The organism is bacterium (assembly GCA_023382385.1).
Lineage (GTDB): Bacteria > Electryoneota > RPQS01 > RPQS01 > RPQS01 > JABWCQ01.
In genome coordinates, this window is sequence record JAHDVH010000002.1 from 312,093 (window position 1) to 330,834 (window position 18,742).

Here is an 18,742-nt window from a genome sequence, read left to right on the forward strand (position 1 = left end):
CTTTTCCTGACGACCTCCCAGGCTTCGGCTGAGACATCATGCAACCCGATCTCTAACTTCTTTTTGCCCAAATGTTTACAACATTTTTACGAAAAACACTGGACTTTTCGTAAATATTGTATTATATTAGCACCAGCTAACCAACCAAAGCACCGAACCGGAGGAACCGGGCAGACTGGCCAACTGTGGCCCGCCCACGCTTCTGTGCTCTGATGACTCAGCAACCACCTCTCGTCTTGAACCAACTTAAGTAACTCCGACCGCGGGGCGAACACAAGCCAGCGCAATACAGACGAATCCTTCACCCCATGGCGGGTGTCAACCCGCCGAGATCCTTCTCGCTTAGCCCAGCTCTGTCGCCAGTCTCCGCCTGAAGATCAGTACGGCAATCGCGGTCATCAGCGCACCCATCGCTAAACAAACTCCGCATTCCAGCGCAATGCCCGCCAGCCCCTGATCCCGCCAGAAAATATCGTTGAATCCCTGCATGGCCCAATACACCGGCGTCACCTGACTGAGCGTCCGGATGAAATCCGGCAGCATGAAACTCGGAAACATCGCACCGCCGATCGCCGACATGCTGAGAATGATCACCACCTGAATCCCGCTTGCCTGTTCTTCGGTGCGCGACAGCGCCGAGATAATCAGTCCCACGCTGCTCATCACCACCGCGCACACGACAATCATCACGAGCATCGGCAGCAGGTGTTCCCAAATCTGGAGACTGAAAATCAGCCAGCCGTAAATCATCATCGCAAAAAGCTGCACGCTGCCCAGCGTGACAGCATACAGCAGCTTCGAGAGCAGGATTTCTCCTGCGGTCGCGCCCATCAGCAGCAGCCGCGTCGCCGTGCCGTAGTTCATCTCGCGCAGCAGCGACGCCGCAATCGCGCCAACTCCGAACAGCATGAACATCACGGCCGTTCCCGCGGTCGTATGCGACACAGACGGATTGACCACCTGCTGACCGACCACCTGCGTGCGCTGAATCTGATTCACTTTGTCAAACGCCGCACCCATGTTGAAGCCGCCGCTGTCCGCCGCCGAATCGCTTTCACCCAGCAGCATCTCTTCGGGCAGCATCTCCTGAAACGTTCTTCCGCTCTCCGGCAGCTGCACACCGAGATTCTTCTCAATCGCCGCTGCAAGGTCCTGATTGAAACCGAACGTCGAAGTCGAATCGAACATCCCCGACATCATCGCCGACGGCATCAGCATCGGAAACGTCTCGAATGACGTCTTCTGCATCAACCCTAAGAGCACTCCCGCCGTCACCGGATCGCGGGGATCTTCCAGAATCTGCGCACGAATCTCGCCGTTCTTAATCCCCTCAGTGAAACTCTCCGGAAGCACCAACGCGACCGAGTAACTGCCTTTCTGCACGAGCGACGCCGCGCGTGAGCTGTCAAGCTTCACCGTGTCTTTGCCTGCTTTCTCCAGCAGTTGAAGTTCATCGAGCGCGTTCAAGGCCTTGACAAATCTCTCTCCCGCCTTGCCCGAGTCTTGGTTGACCACGAGCACTCTCAACTCACTAAGTCCGCCCTTCCCCTGCCCTCCGAACACAAACCCGAACACCAGAATCATCACCATCGGCACGACGAACGTCAACCCGATGGCCACCGGGTCTGTCAGGAAGATCGCGAGATCTTTGCGGGCCAGATGCCAGATACGTTTCATGCGTCGCGCAGCTCCCGTCCGGTGAGTTCGAGAAACAACATTTCCAGATTCGGCGAAACCACTTCCACGCGCTGCGCCCCGCGAAACTCCGCAAGCTGCGCGAGTATCTCCGCCAATCCGTCATTGGATTGCGGAACATAATCCACTCGCAGACCGGAGCTTCGGCGCGACGCTCCGTGCAGGTCCGGCGCCTTCTCTTCCTCGCTCCGCAGCATGACCCGCACGAAACGCGGCGTCTTGACCAGCGTAATCAACTCCTCAAGAGATCCAAGTCCCAGGACTTTTCCGTGGTCGAGAATCGCGATCGTTCTGCACAAGCGTTCGGCCTCTTCCATATAGTGCGTCGTATATAAAATCGTCACGCCGCTCTGATGAAGTGATTCGAGCAGCTCGAAGATACTCGCGCGCGACTGCGGATCGACTCCGACGGTTGGTTCGTCAAGCAGCAGCACACGCGGTTCGGCAAGTAACGCGACTCCCAGATTAAGCCTCCGCTTCATTCCGCCGGAAAACCCCTTGACCCGCGACTTTCTGCGATCCGAAAGCCCGATCTGCTCCAGCACGTGCTCCACGCGTTGAGCAAGAGTCTTGCCAGACAGGCCGCGCAGTTTGCCGAACAGTTCGAGATTGCCCTGCGCCGTGAGCATGTCGTAGAGTGCGATATCCTGCGGAACCACTCCGAGCGCGAACGGAATTTGCCAACGCTCAAGTTTGCTGTCCAGAATGCGCAGCTCTCCGCCGTCCGGCTCGAGCAGCCCGCACAGCACTCGCATCAGCGTAGTCTTGCCCGCGCCGTTAGGGCCGAGCAGTCCAAAGAAATCGCCCTGCCTGATGCTTAGTGAAACATCCTGCAGGGCCTGCACATCTCCGAAACTCTTCGAGATATGTTTGACTTCAATTGCGTTCATGTTTCACTTCTTTCCTCCGAACAGACCTCCCAGAATTCCCCGAATCAGTGAACGTCCCGCCTGCGACGCGGCGGCGCGCGCGGCGGATTTCACCATCGCGGTCATCACATCATCCGGCTTCCGGCCCGCAGCTTTGGGTTTGCGAATCTCTTCGGCCGGAGCTGCCGCAGCAGACTGCTCCGCCTTCTGCTTCAGCATTTCGTATGCCGACTCGCGGTCAATCGTCTTTTCATAGACTCCTGCGACAATCGACGACTGCATTGTGACAAGTCGCTCACGTTCATCGAGCGGCCCGATGCGCGAAAACGGCGGCATGATATAAACTCGTTCGGCGGGCGCGGGGGAACCCTTTTCATCCAGAAAACTGACAATCGCTTCACCGATACCGAGTTCAGGAATCGCCTGTTCGAGATTCAGCTCAGGATTCGCGCGAAACGTCTCAGCCGCCGCGCGCAATTTCTTCTGTTCGTTCGGTGTGAAGGCACGCAGCGCATGCTGCACGCGATTGCCAAGTTGAGTCAGAACCTTTTCCGGAACATCCATCGGATGCTGCGTCACGAAAAACACGCCGACCCCCTTTGAGCGTATCAGCCGCACGACCTGTTCAACTTTGTCCAGCAAGGCGGCGGGCGCGTCGTCGAACAGCAGATGCGCTTCGTCGAAGAAGAACACCAGCTTGGGCTTTTCGAGGTCCCCGACTTCCGGGAGCTGTTCGAAGAGTTCGGAGAGCATCCACAGCAGCAGCGTGGCGTAGACTTTGGGCGAGCGAATCAGCTGCTCGGCATGCAGGATGTTGATGATCCCGTGACCCGCGCTGTCAGTTTGCAGCAAATCGGAAAGCTCGAACGCCGGCTCACCGAAGAATTGGTCACCGCCCTGCTCTTCGAGCATCAGCAAGGCCCGTTGAATCGCGCCGACGCTGGCGGGCGTGACATTTCCATATTGTGTCGTAAGGTCTTTACGGATTTCTCCAACATGTGCGAGCATCGAGCGCAGGTCTTTCAAATCGAGCAGCAGCAATCCCGCGTCGTCGGCGTAGCTGAAGAGAATCTGCAACACACCGGCCTGAGTTTCGTTCAGCGCAAGCAATCGTGAGAGCAGCAGCGGTCCCATCTCGGAAATCGTCGTGCGCACGGGATGTCCCTGCTTGCCGAACACGTCCCAGAAGATGCAAGGATTCGCGGAGAACTCGTGAGATGGCACGCCAATCAGGTTCAGCCGTTGTTGGAATTTTTCCGAAGATTTTCCGGCAGTTGCCACTCCCGAGAGGTCGCCTTTGACATCCGCGGCAAACACGGGAATGCCCGCGCGCGACATGCGTTCGGCCATGACCTGCAGGGTGACAGTCTTGCCAGTTCCGGTGGCTCCGGTCACCAGCCCGTGACGATTCAGCAGCTTGGGGAGTACTGAGAACTCTCGAGAGTCGCGAATAGCTATGGGAAGCATGAGAAGATGGATTGAGAAGTATTAAAGAGTTAATGAACGCGTCTCAGCTGTCAAAGTCATCGCCGGAACTGGGGCTGCCGGGAACCTTGGATTTCCACAACACACGTCCGGTCTGATCAACATAGCCCCAAAGTCCGCCCGGCCACGTAACGCGCGCGACACCGTCATGAAATTCCTCGGCGACATTGAACTCCACATTCAACACGAGCTTGTTGCTCTTGTCAATATATCCCCAGCCATTGCCGATACGCACGGCGGCAAGACCTTCGCTGAAACTGAACGCCGCGACGTAGGTTGCAGGAATCACAATATTGCCTTCATAGTCCACATGTCCCCACTTGTCGCCCTGTTGCACGAGAATCAAGCCGTCCTGCGGAGTTTTTGCATGCAGGGTATTGATTTGGAATTTGATTCGACCCTTTCTGTCAATCAGCGCATAGTCTACATCCGGCTGCGTGCCAACGCGCACCAGACTATGGCCGTCGACAAAAGCATCTCCCCAAACAAATTGCGGTTTGAACACCCAGTTGCCCGTCGTATCAATGAAGCCCCACTTGTCACCGTCGGCGACGGCGGCAAGGCCTTCTGAGAACTCATGCGCGTTGGTGAATTTGTGGGGGATAACGGTTTCGCCACGTTCATTGATAAACCCGAAGAGCTTGTTGGAGTCGGGCACGGCGGCCAAGCCTTCGCTGAACGATTGCGCGAGTTTGCTGTATTTCGGTTCGACAACCATTTTTCCGGTCTTGTCCACATAGCCGAACTTGCGGTCTACGCGAACGGCACCGAGTCCGTTGGCGAAGCGGCGCGCGCGCTCGTAGGCCGGCTCGATCACCACCGCTCCGCTGACATCCACGTAACCCCACTTGTCCCCGAGCTTGACTCGCGACATACCTTCAGTCATCTGGTCGGCAAAGTCGAATTTCGGCTCAACGGCCAAGTCGCCGTGTTCGTCGACAAAGCCCCAGCGATTATTCTCGAAAATCGGATAGAGTTTGTGGGCAATTGAAGCGGGCCTGTGCGGTGCTTGAACGGGGGCCGGAGCGGCGGGTTTGTCTTTCGCCTTGCAGCCCAAAACCAGCGCAGCGAGCAGGAAAATGGTCACGTATCTGTTCAAAATCATTATAGTTCCGAGTTACTTGGACGAATTTGGTTTTGTTCAATTTACAGAGAACACTCGCGGAATACAAGATTTGGAGTTACTTGTATTAAAATATGACAAAGAGAGGCATGTTTATAAGGAATTGGTAAAAGACGGAACTTTTGGGGAGGGTCAACAGCGTAAATTCTGTAAAATGATAATTCACCGAATTTGAGCATCTGGCAGGGTTTTTCAAAAAATTTGTTGACATAGTTCCACGGGTAATGCAAGTGAGGATATATAATTCGTATATTTGATAGGCCTTGAAATGCAAGCAGTTAACCATCCAGAAAGTGCAGGTTGGCTATGAGAAGATTATGTATTGTTATTTGTTGTCTTGCGATTGCTGCAGGTTCCGTCTTTGCAGCCGAAGGGACTGTTGAGAGTATGGGCAAGAGGTCGGCCCAGCCGGCAGGAAAATTGGTCCCGAATGTATCGGTTGACCAGTATCCGACCTTGTCTCAGCAGGACTTGGAGAGACTGATCTCCTCGCTGAAGGTCGAGGGAGAGATTCTTAAGAGTCACCCTGCGATTCAGGAATTCCAGAGACGTGCCGCATTAAATGGCACGCGCGAAGGCCGCCGTTCGTTGGATCAGGGCGCGGACTACTGTCCGGCGACCGTGATTCCGGGGCTGCCCTACGTCGATGCAGGGACGACCGCCGGGATGGCGAGTGATTTTGGCTGCGATGGAAATATCGGGCCGGACGTGGTCTACTCATTTACGCCAGCGGCAAATATGACGGTCGAAATCACTACCTGTAACTACTACGAGTATGACACTCGTCTGGAGCTTTATCAGGGTGATTGCTCAGGATTCTCGATTGCCTGTAACGACGATTATTGCGGTCTCGCATCCAGAATCGTCGCGAACCTCACTGGTGGTCAAGAGTACACGATCATTGTAGACGCATACTGGGACGGTTTCGGCGGCTACGAACTGTATGTCGGCGAGGTCGCACCGATCGTGTTCGGCCGTTGCTGCTACAACAACAGTCTGTATTGCGTGGATGGTATTGAGCAGTTTGACTGTCAATACTGGTACGGCGGGGTCTGGACCGCGAACGAGACATGCAACAACCCGTGCCCGCCGCCGCCGCCGCCGCCCGGGGCATTGCGCGTGATAACGGTTCCGGTGCCGAGCGGTCTGGGTGTCTCGATTTCGGCAGATTGCCGCGGCGACCTTTACTACACGAACTATGGTGAAGGCGTGCTGCATCAGATGAATTCATTTGGTGTGCTGATCAGTTCAAACCCGATCGTAGACGCTTCGGGCGCCCCGCGCTACATTGACGAAATGGGCTGGGACGAGAGCCGCCAGGTCTTCTGGGGTGGCGAGCTTGGCACGAATGCGATCTGGACGGTGGACCGCAACGGCCTCGCAACGTATCAGTTCCCGGGCATGGGCGGCTATACGTTGACCGACGGTTTGGATTACGACGGCACGGACGGAACGGTCTGGCATTCGACGGACGTCAGCGATTATATCACGCATTTCAGCGCGACCGGTTTGCTGCTCGGAACATTGACATTGTTGGACGAGAACGGCAATCCCGAAGGCGTGATTTCGGGTGTTGAAATGGGCGCGGGCGGCACGGTCTGGGCCGGAAACAGCCCGATCGACGACGTGCGCCGCTGTAACAAGTCGACGGGTGCCTTCATCAGCCGATTTGACGCCGGTCAAGTGCGTTGCGAAGGTATGGAGTGCGACGCGATTAACTTCGCTCCGCAGACGGTTCTATGGGTAAAGGACGCTTACAATAACACCGTGACCGCTTTCGAAATTGAAGCTGGAACGTGTGTGTGCGCGGAACTGCCGGACACCTGCCAGTTCCCGTATGAGGAAGTGGATCACGGTGATCTCGCGGCCTGCAACTATCCGACGCTGGTGAACAATCCTGCTCACGGATTGTCGGGCATCGCGTGGCTCGGCCCGATGGTCGACGGCGAAGTTGCTCCCGAGATTCTGAATCAGGATCAGCTTCCGGAAGACGACGGCGTGTTCTTTGCGAATCTGCCGTGGACTCCCTGCGAATATGAAGACCTGCGCGTGGTGGTAACGGCTGGTCCGGAATATGCTCGTTATGCCGAGTGCGGCGGCCGTTTGTATTTGAATGCCTGGAAAGACGGCAATCTGGACGGCGATTTCTGCGATGAAATCATCTGTCAGGATGTTCCGCCGATCGTCACGGCGAGCGAGTGGATTATTCAGGATGTGCTCGTGGTTCCGGGCGCATGGCCGTTCCGTGTGCTTGATCCGGGCGTACTTGACCTCGGTGTGTACGACGGCGTGTTCCGCTTCCGTCTGACCTCGACTCCGGTCGGTCGCTTCGGCTTCGGCCAAGCAGTTGCCGGCGCTTGCTCAGAGCAGTGCGGTACGTTCGCGTTTGACTTCCTCGGCGAAGTGGAAGATTACATCATCGCTGACGGACAGTTGGATGTCGAGCTTTCGAGCTTCGACCTCGTGCCGGGCAACGGCAGCGTGACGGTGAACTGGAGCACGGCGAGCGAGACGGACAATCATCACTTCCTCGTGCTGCGTGACGACCAGATGATGGCGCAGATTGCCTCACAGGGCAACTCGGCGGCTGGCTACAGCTACACGTGGACTGACGCGAACGTGACCAACGGCACGAGCTACAGCTACAGTCTGGTGGCGGTGGACGTGAACGGCGCTCAGGAAGTCCTCGCGACGGCCTCGGCGACACCGCGCAGCGACGCGGGTGTGGTGAGCGAATACGCGCTGCATCAGAACTTCCCGAACCCGTTCAACCCGACAACGTCGATTCGCTTCGACCTGCTGGACGCGGGCTTCACGACGCTGAAGGTGTTCAACATTCAGGGTCAGGAAGTGGCGACGCTGATCAACGGCTTGCAGAGTGCGGGTTCGCATACGGTGAACTTCGACGCGACGGGTCTGCCGTCGGGTATGTATGTCTACCGTCTGAATGTGAACGGCTACTCGGCACAGCAGAAGATGATGCTGCTGAAGTAAGCACATCTTTCTTCAGATAGTCTCTGACGATTCGGGGCGGTCCGCAAGGGCCGCCCCGTTTTGTTCAACGCATCGTGACGTAAACAGGGCTTGCCGATTCGGCAAGCCCTGTTGTTTCCGGGACCCAGCCTTAGAAAAGATCAGTAGTGATCAATTTCAGGCTGAACGACCATGTTGACTTCGCAGCCGGGCTGATCGGCGATTGCTTTAAGGTCATGCTCGAAGCCGCGAATCATTTTCTTGCTGAAGGCGTAGACGCGCGTGACGGGAGCTTCGGCGGTCGGAAGCTGCACGTAGACGATGCGATGAATCATGTAGAAGCAGAGAATCAGGCCGATACTTGCCACGGCAAAGCCGAGCCACAGGAATTCAGTTCCGAGCGTGCGACGGACTTCGAAGATAGTCGCGATTCCGGCTTCAGCGCGGGGATTAACGATGTCGGTAGCTTCGTAGAGGGAATTGCCGATGGTAATCTGATGCCCCTTCATCTGGAGGAAGGACCAGATGGTCCGTTCAAAGCCGTTGGGACCCTGCGCGAGCATTTCCACTGCGGGATTCTGCATCGTGGCGCTGGCGGAATAGGCCATGCGGCGTGCGTCGAGCTTGAAGTCTGGCAGCAGTTTGCCGGCGGTGATCTTGATGGTGTCACCGGGAATGTCCACGCTTTCGCCTTGCTTCAGCGGGATGCTGTGCAGGAGATTGCCCAGGGTATCGGAGACAGTCAAGGTAATCTGGTCATAGGAGGCAATCACGCGCGGGCGGTCGGGGTCGTAAGAGCTTTGATAGAGACGAAAGCCCGCGTAACGCAGAGGTGTATTGACGGAGATTTGCTTCTTGTCGACCTCCTGCCCGTCTTCGAGAATGGTGACGCTGCTGATATACTGCTTGATGTTTCCGCCAGTGGAGCGAATATCCCAGTCGTTGGAAATCCACTCTTCCTCCATAGAGACAAACTCGGTGCCGCCCATCTGACTACGGCGTTCGATGCGCCATGAATTGGGGCTGTCTTTTTCAACGAGACGGCCAATCCACTCATTGTCGACGAGCACCCATTGACCGGGCTGAAGCGGATAGTATTCAATTCGAAAGCTGTCGATGCGAACTTCGAAGGGCATGCCTTCGACCGAGACGGTATCTCCTGCATATCCGCCCGCGCGCGTATGTTCCCCGCCGAATGATCCGACGAGTCCGCCGATGGCAATGAGGAGCAAACCGATATGTGTCATCAACGGCCCCCAGAGCGCGGGACGACCCGACTCACCAACCCAGACGCCTTCGTAGTTGGCGCGCGTGGAAAAGGATTTGGAGAGCCGGTCTATCAGATTCTTGGCGGTCTCGGAAGTGGTGAGATAGATGTGAGCGGTGCGTTCGTTGACGACACGCGGGTCAAGCTCCGGCTTGCGGCTCCACATCCGCCAGACAATGGGCGTGCGTTCGAGCACACAGGCGAAGAGCGAGAGCGACAGGACGCCGATCAACAGACGGTACCACCACGAGCTGAACGGCCTGTCCATTTCGAGTGTTTTGTACACCAGTTGTCCGAAAGCACCCGCCGCATTGCCCGGTTCCTGCTTCATCCAGAGCGGGTCCACAAGTTCGCCGCTGAAGAGAGACGCAAGCGAGAGCACGCCGAGGACAATCAGAATCCAGATGGCAAACTTCATGGTGGAGAGCATGGCCCACCACTTTGGTTTGCGGCTGACGTGCGGAGTGCTGTTATTAGGAGTGGTTGTGTTCATGCTGAGTTAGGCGTAGGCGTGCAGTCCGCCGAAGAAGTAGTTGCCGAACAGCGAAAGCATCATCATGGCGAAACCGATGAGCGAGAGAACGGCAGTGCGCGGCCCGGACCATCCGCGCTGATAGCGGGCGTGCAGGAAGGCACTGTAAAAGAGCCAGATGATGAGCGCGCCGACTTCCTTCGGGTCCCAGCTCCAGAAGGAACCCCAGGCGCTTTCGGCCCAGATAGCACCGGCGAAGAGCGCACCGAGGGTGTAAAGCGGATAGCCGAGCGCGACGGCGCGGTAGTTCACTTCATCGAGCAGTCTGCCGTCAAGATGGAGTTTGCCGGCAACTTTGCCGAAACCTAATGCGGTATGCAGGAGAAATGCTCCGATAGTTCCGAAGACGAGCGTGACGCCGAAGAATTCAAAAATGCGCAAGGGGCTGTCGGGAGTCAGGCCGAGTTTGCCGGTGCTCATGAGGATTCCACCGGCCAGCGCTCCGAGAAAGAGTCCGGAAAAACCGATGGCGGTCCAGTAGCGCGTTTCGACGGATGGAGTGCTTTTGAAGAGATAGTTCCAGACAAAGCCTGCGGGAACCAAGTAAATACCGAGCAGCATCAGCACATTGCCGCCGCGCATGGGAGCACCGAGCAACTGCATGGTGGATTGGTTCGCAAACGCATCGCTGACGTTGCCGATGACAGCAATAATCAAGGGAATAAAGACCAAGACGCGGAGTGGGACGCGAACGGAGGGCTGGAAGGGTCGCTTGGCTTCTTCTTCACTGCGCACGGCGAGCAGATAAACAAAAGAGACGGCCGCAGCAACGGCGAATGCTCCGGCACCGACAGACGCGAGAGTCACGTGAATGATAAGCCACGAGCTGCGCAGCGCGGGCATCAGTTGCTGGCTGGGATCTTTCGGCAGCAACGACGCCGCGACCATCAGCATGATGACGACCGGAGAAATCAGCGCGCTGATTACCCAATTCTTGTAACGCCACGTGAGGAAAGCGAAACTCAGCACAGCCATCCAGCTCATGACCGCCATGTATTCGTACATGTTGGACATGGGAAAGTGACCGGTGTGATTCCAGCGCCAGAAGAAGGCAATCGTCTGCGGAATGAAGCCTGCAGCGAAAGCTACAGAGCCGAGTTTGGTCCAGAAGGGCTTGCGCGCGGCAAGCCAAATTGTGAAGGAGAGCCAACCAACAAGATAGGCCCAGAAAGCAAACCAGAAGAGTTGTACGTCAAGTGTGGGTGCCATAGGACACCTGCTTAGTTATTGTGAATTAGTGAAGGACAACGTCAGTAATTTCGGAAAACGTTCGCGTATAGTCAAGCAGTATTGGCGTTTATTTGTCACATTCATGCAAATCAGTTTTACCGGAAGACAGCGGATGTTCAGACATAACATGGAATGAGACTGCACATATCCGATTCGCGAAAGAAAAAGCATTCCTCTTGGTTATTTGGGCCTGCGAATCGGAGTAGGCAGAAGTTCCTTGCCGGAGCTGTACGTATCGGCACGGTGGCACTCGATGCAGGCTTGAGTGAATCCGTGAGTGCGAGTCTCCTGCTCATGGCACTTCACACAAAGCTGGCGTTCAGTAGTGCCGGAGTTAAAGGGATTCGGCAATGGAAAAGAACCCGAAGGAAAGCCATCCTGCAGAAGGTTGACGACGCGAAAGTCCCAACGCCCCAGGTCTACGGCACTGGAGCCGTGTGCGCGATGGCAGGAAATGCACGTGATTTCGCTGCGATGATCTGGTCCGTTGGTGCTGTTTATCGTGACATCGCTGCTTTCAAATGGAACTTGCGGCAAGTAGGCAGTTAGGGGATTTCCCCCTGTGGGATCAGCGGTTCCATTGTAGTGCTCATATGATGCGCGCGTGCCTCCACTCAATGGACCACGCACAGGGTGCTGGAAACCAGTCTTGGTTTCTTCGTGATAGAGTCCATGGCAGTTGCGACACCAGTTTGTCCAACCGGACTTGTAGGCAGTATGCAGCGATTGTGATTCAGCGGCGCCTTGCAACGGAATACCGTCTGCAACAGGGGCGGGGAAACTAAAGACAAAGTCACCGGCAGGGATGCGGCCCACTCCATGAAGCAAACGGAAGTTTTCGTTGCCGTGGGGATCGTGACAACTTGTGCAACCGAGGGAAGCGGAAGGGTAGGAACCGCCGGGCGAGAGCTGATGCACAGGATCGCGCGTGGAGTTTTGCGACGGAGCGTCACAGTTGTGCACGCCGTGACTGCCGGAGAGCGGAAACATCGCACCGTTCGGTGCATCGTTGATGTTTGGAGCACCCGTGAAGATGAAGTTTCCGCCGCCGCGCTCGGGAGAGGGGTGCATGAGATTGTCGGCCCAAACAGCACCGTTGCCCGCAGCGTGACAACTCAGACACATGTCGGAGGGAGAGTTAGCTCTCAGTAAATAGTTGTTCTCGTACGTGGGCATGACGGGGAAACCGTCCGCGAGCGTGTGCATGGCATGACAGACTGAGCAGGAACCGACGCCGCCGGAATGCACCGCCTGCGCTTGCGCGCTTGACGAAATGAGCGTCGCGAGAAGTAGAGATTTGAATATATTCATGAGTATTGGGGCTATCCTTCAGCCGCCGCACTTGTGAACTTGTAGCCCGCCGCGTACACGGTATGAAGATGGCGGGGATTGCGCGCGTCATCTTCGAACAATTTGCGCAGGCGGACGATCAAGTTGTCAATCGTGCGAGTGGACGGATAGCGGTCATATCCCCAGACAGTTTCGATTATCTCGTCGCGCGTGACGACGTTGCCTTCACGCTCGGCGAGCAGTTTCAGGAGCATACACTCTTTTTGCGTCAGGGCGACGGGGCCGGCGGGAGTTTCCGCGGAATAGGCTTCGAGATTGACAACCGACGATCCGATTTTGAGCAACGCGCCGCGCTCGGGAATCTGACGATACCATTCATTGCGGCGGAAGATGGCGCGGACGCGTTGAATCAACTCGCGGATGCTGAACGGTTTGGTGATGTAGTCGTCGCCACCAAGCTCAAGGCCACGGACGCGAGCATCATCACTATCGCGGGCGGTCAGAAAGAGGATCGGAACATGATTCCCTTTCGCTCTGACACGTTCGCAGACGTCAAATCCGCTGGCGCCGGGCAGCATGACGTCCAGCAATACTAAGTCGTGCTTTCCGCTCAGAATTTCCGAGATTGCCGTGATACCATCGGCGACATGGGCCGTTTCAAAGCCCTCGGCTTCAAGATTCAGTTTGAGCCCCGCGGCAATGTGGGCTTCATCCTCGACAATCAGGATGCGATCAGACATGCAGTTCGTCCTGTGCGGCGGGGATGGTTACAACAAACTGTGAGCCTTTGCCCTTGCCCGCGCTGTGCGCACTGACGGATCCGCCCATTGCCTGCACAATCTCCTTGACTAAGTAGAGTCCGAGACCGACGCCTTGATTGGCGCGGGTATCTTCATTGCCGATGCGGTAGAAGCGTTCAAAGATGCGTTTTGTTTCATCGGGTTCGAATCCCTGTCCTTCGTCGGTGACGGTCAATTCGATTTTCCCGTCGCGGCGGGCGAGGTAGACGTCGATCATGCCGCCGGCGGGAGAATACTTGACGGCGTTATCAACAAGATTCTTAACAACGAGCTGCCAGCGGCGCGGGTCGGCCATAGCCATGAGTCCGTACTCGGTGTCGACGTTTAGTCGATGCTTGCCTGAAAACTGAATTCGATCCTTCAACTCATTGACCGCGCGCACGGTTTCCTCGCTGATGTCCACGCGTTCGAGGGGCAATGCGGCGCCGGGAGTCAGCACGCGCTGCGCCTGCAAGAGCCGATCGATCAGGTCGTTCAAACGATTCAGATCCAGCGACATCACGGCAAGCAGCTCGGCCCGTTTTTCTTTTGGCAACTCACGGTCACGGAGTGTATCAAGATACATGCGAAGCGAGGTGATCGGGGTCTTCAGCTCGTGCGACGTTGCAGACAGGAACACGGATTGGCGATGCTCGATATCAAGTTCTTCGCGAAGCGTGCGAAACATATAGAGCACCGCGACGAGCACGAGCAGGCCGAAGAAGGCTCCTTCCGAGATAAACATGCGCATCCGCCTATGGACGAACTCCCGAAGGTCGGCGCGCGCGGAGGGTTTCACTTCGATAGCTCCGGCAGGAGTGATCTCAAGATCGCGGAAGGTTGTCGCAAGCCAAGCATCAAACTCCGAACCCAGAGTATTACGCTGCATGTAGGCGACGACGATTTGCTGCTGCCAATAGCCATTTTGCGTTTCGATGAGCCGGCGGCCTTCATTGTATTGGAAGACGGCCCACCATGCGAGCTGCGCGAGTGCAAAGAACGAGATGAGCGCAAACACGACGAAGTGCCGCCGGAAGGGCAGCTTGGGTTGTCGCCAGGCAGTGCGCAGCCATCCGAGCATTTTGTTGATTGAGAACCCTGATGTTTATGTGACTGTCAGCGCATCACGCGCGGCTTGAATCGTGCGCTCGATGATTTGGTCATCATGCGCAAGGGAGACAAACCAGCATTCGTATCCCGACGGCGGAAGATGTACGCCGTGATCCAGCATTGCGTGGAAGAATTTGCGGAAGCGTACATGGTCCGCCCGCTGCGCATCCGCGTAGTTTTGAATCTTATGATCTGCGAAGAACAGCGTCAGCATGGAGCCGACGCGCTGCACGAGGGCGGGAACATGTGCGTCGGCACAAACTTTGAGCAGTCCCGCTTCAAGTTTTGCGGAACGCTCTTCGAGCAAGTCGTATACACCGGCATCGAGTTGCGCAAGAGTGGCGAGTCCCGCAGACATGGCAAGCGGATTTCCGGACAGCGTGCCCGCTTGATAGACTGTTCCTTGCGGCGCGACGTGCGACATCAAATCAGAACGTCCGCCGTAAGCTCCGACTGGCAGCCCGCCACCGATCACTTTGCCAAAAGTTGCGAGATCCGGCATGACACCATATCGCTCGATGGCACCGCCGCGCGCAACGCGGAAGCCGGTCATGACTTCATCATAGATCAGCAACGCGCCGAACTCATCACAGAGAGTACGCAGACCTTCGAGGAATCCCGATGCGGGCGGAATACAGCCGACGTTTCCGGCAACGGGTTCGACGATGACGGCCGCAATTTCACGGGGTTCAGCGTCAAAGATCGCTCGCACAGATGCGAGGTCGTTGTAGATTGCGCAGCGTGTATCCTGTGCGGCGCCGCGGGTAACACCCGGTGAATCGGGCAGGCCGAAGGTAGCGGCCCCTGAGCCTGCCTGAACTAAAAAGGAATCGGCGTGGCCGTGATAGCCGCCGGAGAACTTTACAATCACATCGCGCTTCGTAACGGCACGAGCGAGACGGATTGCACTCATCGTCGCTTCGGTTCCGCTATTGACGAAGCGCACCATTTGGAGTCCGGGGACCCGCGCGGTGATTTCTTCCGCAAGCAGAACTTCCGGCGTCGAGGGGGCGCCATAGCTGAAAGCCTTGTCGACAGCACGATGAACCGCTTCGACGACGGGTCGCGCGCCGTGTCCCAGTATCATTGGTCCCCAGCTACCAATGTAATCAATATACTCATTTTCGTCAACGTCCACCAGCACCGCACCGCGGGCGGAGGCCATGACCGGCGGCTGCCCGCCGACGGATTTGAAAGCGCGCACGGGGGAATTCACACCGCCGGGCAGCACGCGCTGTGCGCGAGTGAACCACTCTTCAGATTGTTCAATGGAACGCGCGGATTCAGTCAGTATTGCATCATTCGGCATGACGACTCTCCGTGTTCAGCCATTCGGCGGCTTCAACCGCATAGTAGGTCAGAATAAAGTCTGCTCCGGCGCGTTTGAAAGCAAGCAGCGTCTCAAGAATGAGTCGTTTGCGATCCACCCAGCCGCGTTGCGCGGCGGCTTCGATCATGGCATACTCACCGGAAACATGATAGGCCGCAGTCGGGCGGCGGAATTTCTCCTTGATGGTGTGCAGGATATCGAGATAGGCGATACCGGGCTTCACCATCAGCATGTCCGCGCCTTCGGCGAGATCGAGTTCAGCCTCGCGCAGCGCTTCATCAGCGTTGGCGGGATCCATTTGATAACCGCGACGATCTCCGAACTGCGGAGCGGAATCCACCGCAACACGAAACGGTCCGTAGAAGGCGGAGGCATATTTGACGGCATAGGACAGAATGGGAATATGCGAGAATCCGTGTTCATCGAGAGAGTGGCGGATCGCACCGACGCGTCCGTCCATCATATCAGAGGGCGCAACCACATCGGCTCCGGCGCGCGCGTGACTAAGCGCAGTTTTTGCGAGCAACTCGAGCGTCGCATCGTTATCTACGTCGGTATCATGAATCGCTCCGCAGTGTCCGTGGTCTGTATACTCACACAGGCAGACGTCGGTAATGACAAGCAAATCAGGATAGGCCTGCTTGATGGCACGGACGGCGCGCTGCACTTCGGCGTTGTCATCAAATGCGGCGGAGCCGATTGCGTCCTTGTGTGTCGGCACACCGAACAGAATCACGCCGGGCACTCCGGCATGGTAACAGCGTCCGGCGATTTCGGTCACGCGATCGACGGACCAATGAAATTGTCCGGGCAAACTGCTGATTTCATGCTTGACATCGCTGCCGGGAACGACGAACAACGGCTGAATGAAGTCGGTCGGATGCAGATGTGTTTCCCGCACGAGACTCCTCAGCATGGGTGTGCGGCGAAGCCTGCGGGGGCGATCAATGGGAAAGCTCATGGTTCAGTTTTTCGAGAATTTCTTCAACGGCCTGACGGTCCTGACCTGCGAAAGCGACGGCAATGGCGCGGGCGAGCGTAAGATCACTGCCATCGGCTGCTGCGCGGCGCATGTTGGCGACAATCAGACTCGTCACCTTTTTCATCATAGAGCGGGAGAATTTATCGACCTCTTCAAGGTCTTCTGCGCGAAAGTGATGTGCCTGATGCTCAACTTCAGAAGCACGAATACTTTCGAGCGCAATCTGCAGCTGCTGAATGCTCGGCGCGATGCGATTCTGACGATACCACTCAGAGAACTCGGCGACTTCTTTGTCTACGATGTCTTCAGCGCGGACGGCCTCTTTTTCGCGAGCCTTGATGTTCGTGGCGACAAGCTCCTGGAAGTCGTCCACGGTGTAGAGATAGACTTCGTCGTGCTGCGCGAAATCCGGATCGACGTCGCGGGGCACGGCAAGGTCGAGGAACAACAGCGGGCGTTTACGTGAACGCAAGGAGCTTCCAGCAGTATCCAGCGAAATCACCGGAGCTTGAGAGGAAGTGGCACTCACAACTATATCCGCCCATGCCAAATCGTCGGCGGAAGGTGGAAACGAAGTGGCTTGGCCACCGATGCTATCGGCGAATTGCAGTGCGTTCTCGGCGGTCCGATTACTGACACGCCAATTGCGCGCACCGACATCGGCGAGATATTTCGCCGCGAGCCGGGAGGTTTCGCCGGCACCAACGAGCAGAATGTTCTTCTCATCAAGCTTGCGGAAGAGTCTCTGCGCGAGTTCGATGGCCGCATAGGCGACGGAGACCGCACCCTGCGAGATCGCGGTGCGAGTGCGGACTTTCTTGCCGCAGAAAATGGCATGAGTAAAAAGCTTGTTCAAGATGCCGCTCGTGCCGGCGAGTTCAAGAGCGGCAGCGTATGCCGTTTTTACTTGAGCAAGGATTTGAATCTCGCCGAGCATCTGGGAATCGAGACCGGAAGCGACGCGAAAGAGGTGACGCACGGCGGCGGTATCCCGATGCACGTATGCAACATTGGCCTCGGCAAGCTCCAAGCCGCAGATATCCGCATAGAGCGCGCGTAACTCAGACTCTTCAAAATGGTAGGTCGGAGACAGATACAATTCGGCGCGATTACAGGTGGACAGGATAACGGCGCCTTCAATGTTCGGATGCCGCACCAGTTGCTGAATCAAGGCAGGCAGCGCGTCGGGTGAAACGGCGGCGCGTTCGCGGAGACCAAGCGAAGCCGAGTGATGATTGAGACCGATCATCTCAAGTTTCATGACTGGCCCCGGAAGAAAATTTGGGTGACGGAGCCTGCGAGCAGGAAGAACATCAAGGCGGTCAGTGCGACTGTCAGCTTGGCCTGTCTCTGGTCACCCAGCCAGTTTTTTCGTTCTGAAATCGCGAGAATTGTCGCCACGAACCAAAGGGCGAACATCTCATGCAGGTGGTTGAAGAAGCTGGGCGTGCCGGCACGCTGGATGAACATAAAGACGGTGGATGAAGCGAAACTGATGGTGATGAGCAGCCAGCCGTTGTAAACCGCGAGCGCGCGCAATCTGTGCATATCTTCCATCGAGGGAAGAGCCGTGAATAGCCGTCCGAATTTGCGCTGGACAAGCACTCTCCGCAGGAGAATCGCACCGGCGCTGTAAACGCCGCTGCCGAAGAGCATTGCGACTCCGGCGGTGGAGAGAACGATATGGACGGCGGACCAGATCGAGTGAAGTTCTCGCGGACCTTCCGTGTGCCGCAGTCCGCCCGCCACACCGGTCAGCAGCAGGACGGTGACAATCACGATGGGCAAAACCGTGAGCATGCGTTGTGAGATACGACGTTCAACGAGCAATTGATCCATCCAGACCAGAAACGCGAGGAAGACGCTGATCTGTCCTGCCGTAAGAATCGGAAGTTGGCGCTGGTCGATACTAAGGAGCGTCAGCCACAACGCATACAGAGCCGCGGCTATCCAGCCCACGCGGACGGCGATTTTTTCGAGGTGTTCGTCGGGACGCTGGTAAAGCATCATCCAGAGCGAGAAAAGGCCGCCAAACACCAGGAGCATCAATCCGGGGAAAAGTGCGTAGATGAACATA

14 protein-coding genes are annotated in these 18,742 nt (G+C 56.6%); 1 reads left to right on the forward strand and 13 read right to left on the reverse strand.

What is annotated here, in order from left to right:
* Positions 1 to 342: 342 nt before the first annotated feature.
* From KJZ99_05580 to KJZ99_05595, 4 genes are read right to left on the reverse strand one after another with little or no spacing between them, the layout of a single operon-like run.
* Positions 343 to 1,677, reverse strand: a complete 1,335-nt coding sequence (locus tag KJZ99_05580; GenBank protein MCL4305365.1) for an ABC transporter permease — start codon at positions 1,675 to 1,677, stop codon at positions 343 to 345.
* Positions 1,674 to 2,585, reverse strand: a complete 912-nt coding sequence (locus tag KJZ99_05585) for an ABC transporter ATP-binding protein (GenBank protein MCL4305366.1) — start codon at positions 2,583 to 2,585, stop codon at positions 1,674 to 1,676. Before KJZ99_05585 ends, KJZ99_05580 begins: the two co-directional genes overlap by 4 nt.
* Before the next feature lie 3 nt (positions 2,586 to 2,588).
* Positions 2,589 to 4,031, reverse strand: coding sequence for a DUF853 domain-containing protein (locus KJZ99_05590; GenBank protein MCL4305367.1), 1,443 nt, complete (start codon positions 4,029 to 4,031; stop codon positions 2,589 to 2,591).
* Between the two features lie 43 nt (positions 4,032 to 4,074).
* Positions 4,075 to 5,154 carry a WG repeat-containing protein gene (locus tag KJZ99_05595; protein ID MCL4305368.1) on the reverse strand — a complete coding sequence of 360 codons (1,080 nt, stop codon included), beginning with the start codon at positions 5,152 to 5,154 and terminating at the stop codon, positions 4,075 to 4,077.
* Positions 5,155 to 5,559: 405 nt separating this feature from the next.
* Between KJZ99_05595 and KJZ99_05600 the strand changes: the two genes are divergently transcribed.
* Positions 5,560 to 8,166, forward strand: a complete 2,607-nt coding sequence (locus KJZ99_05600) for a T9SS type A sorting domain-containing protein (GenBank protein ID MCL4305369.1) — start codon at positions 5,560 to 5,562, stop codon at positions 8,164 to 8,166.
* A gap of 140 nt (positions 8,167 to 8,306) precedes the next feature.
* Here the strand turns inward: KJZ99_05600 and KJZ99_05605 are convergent, their stop codons facing one another.
* The 9 genes from KJZ99_05605 to KJZ99_05645 form a co-directional block, all read right to left on the reverse strand.
* Complete coding sequence (locus tag KJZ99_05605) at positions 8,307 to 9,905, reverse strand: cytochrome c biogenesis protein ResB (protein MCL4305370.1); 1,599 nt, start codon at positions 9,903 to 9,905, stop codon at positions 8,307 to 8,309.
* Between the two features lie 6 nt (positions 9,906 to 9,911).
* Positions 9,912 to 11,153, reverse strand: a complete 1,242-nt coding sequence (gene ccsA / locus KJZ99_05610; protein MCL4305371.1) for a cytochrome c biogenesis protein CcsA — start codon at positions 11,151 to 11,153, stop codon at positions 9,912 to 9,914.
* 201 nt (positions 11,154 to 11,354) lie between these two features.
* Positions 11,355 to 12,485: a hypothetical protein gene (locus tag KJZ99_05615; GenBank protein MCL4305372.1), complete on the reverse strand. Its 1,131-nt coding sequence runs from the start codon at positions 12,483 to 12,485 to the stop codon at positions 11,355 to 11,357.
* 11 nt (positions 12,486 to 12,496) lie between these two features.
* Positions 12,497 to 13,204 carry a response regulator transcription factor gene (locus KJZ99_05620; protein MCL4305373.1) on the reverse strand — a complete coding sequence of 236 codons (708 nt, stop codon included), beginning with the start codon at positions 13,202 to 13,204 and terminating at the stop codon, positions 12,497 to 12,499.
* Positions 13,197 to 14,324, reverse strand: coding sequence for a HAMP domain-containing histidine kinase (locus KJZ99_05625; protein ID MCL4305374.1), 1,128 nt, complete (start codon positions 14,322 to 14,324; stop codon positions 13,197 to 13,199). The genes KJZ99_05620 and KJZ99_05625 overlap by 8 nt, the downstream gene beginning before the upstream one ends.
* 24 nt (positions 14,325 to 14,348) lie before the next feature.
* The gene (hemL, locus tag KJZ99_05630) at positions 14,349 to 15,662 is read right to left on the reverse strand and encodes a glutamate-1-semialdehyde 2,1-aminomutase (protein MCL4305375.1); all 1,314 of its coding nucleotides are present in this window, start codon (positions 15,660 to 15,662) and stop codon (positions 14,349 to 14,351) included.
* The gene (gene hemB / locus KJZ99_05635; protein MCL4305376.1) at positions 15,652 to 16,644 is read right to left on the reverse strand and encodes a porphobilinogen synthase; all 993 of its coding nucleotides are present in this window, start codon (positions 16,642 to 16,644) and stop codon (positions 15,652 to 15,654) included. Before hemB ends, hemL begins: the two co-directional genes overlap by 11 nt.
* Positions 16,628 to 17,926, reverse strand: a complete 1,299-nt coding sequence (gene hemA, locus KJZ99_05640; protein MCL4305377.1) for a glutamyl-tRNA reductase — start codon at positions 17,924 to 17,926, stop codon at positions 16,628 to 16,630. Before hemA ends, hemB begins: the two co-directional genes overlap by 17 nt.
* Entirely contained in the window at positions 17,923 to 18,741 is an 819-nt protein-coding gene (locus tag KJZ99_05645) for a hypothetical protein (GenBank protein ID MCL4305378.1), read from the reverse strand. Before KJZ99_05645 ends, hemA begins: the two co-directional genes overlap by 4 nt.
* Position 18,742: the final 1 nt, after the last annotated feature.

Bases quoted from the DNA above. Each gene is read 5' to 3' on its own strand.
- hemL (MCL4305375.1), bottom strand. From the start codon at position 15,662: ATGCCGAATGATGCAATACTGACTGAATCCGCGCGTTCCATTGAACAA.
- KJZ99_05595 (MCL4305368.1), bottom strand. From the start codon at position 5,154: ATGATTTTGAACAGATACGTGACCATTTTCCTGCTCGCTGCGCTGGTT.
- KJZ99_05600 (MCL4305369.1), top strand. From the start codon at position 5,560: ATGGGCAAGAGGTCGGCCCAGCCGGCAGGAAAATTGGTCCCGAATGTA.
- KJZ99_05645 (MCL4305378.1), bottom strand. From the start codon at position 18,741: ATGTTCATCTACGCACTTTTCCCCGGATTGATGCTCCTGGTGTTTGGC.
- hemA (MCL4305377.1), bottom strand. From the start codon at position 17,926: ATGAAACTTGAGATGATCGGTCTCAATCATCACTCGGCTTCGCTTGGT.
- KJZ99_05620 (MCL4305373.1), bottom strand. From the start codon at position 13,204: ATGTCTGATCGCATCCTGATTGTCGAGGATGAAGCCCACATTGCCGCG.
- KJZ99_05605 (MCL4305370.1), bottom strand. From the start codon at position 9,905: ATGAACACAACCACTCCTAATAACAGCACTCCGCACGTCAGCCGCAAA.
- KJZ99_05585 (MCL4305366.1), bottom strand. From the start codon at position 2,585: ATGAACGCAATTGAAGTCAAACATATCTCGAAGAGTTTCGGAGATGTG.
- KJZ99_05615 (MCL4305372.1), bottom strand. From the start codon at position 12,485: ATGAATATATTCAAATCTCTACTTCTCGCGACGCTCATTTCGTCAAGC.
- KJZ99_05625 (MCL4305374.1), bottom strand. From the start codon at position 14,324: ATGCTCGGATGGCTGCGCACTGCCTGGCGACAACCCAAGCTGCCCTTC.
- hemB (MCL4305376.1), bottom strand. From the start codon at position 16,644: ATGAGCTTTCCCATTGATCGCCCCCGCAGGCTTCGCCGCACACCCATG.
- KJZ99_05590 (MCL4305367.1), bottom strand. From the start codon at position 4,031: ATGCTTCCCATAGCTATTCGCGACTCTCGAGAGTTCTCAGTACTCCCC.
- KJZ99_05580 (MCL4305365.1), bottom strand. From the start codon at position 1,677: ATGAAACGTATCTGGCATCTGGCCCGCAAAGATCTCGCGATCTTCCTG.
- ccsA (MCL4305371.1), bottom strand. From the start codon at position 11,153: ATGGCACCCACACTTGACGTACAACTCTTCTGGTTTGCTTTCTGGGCC.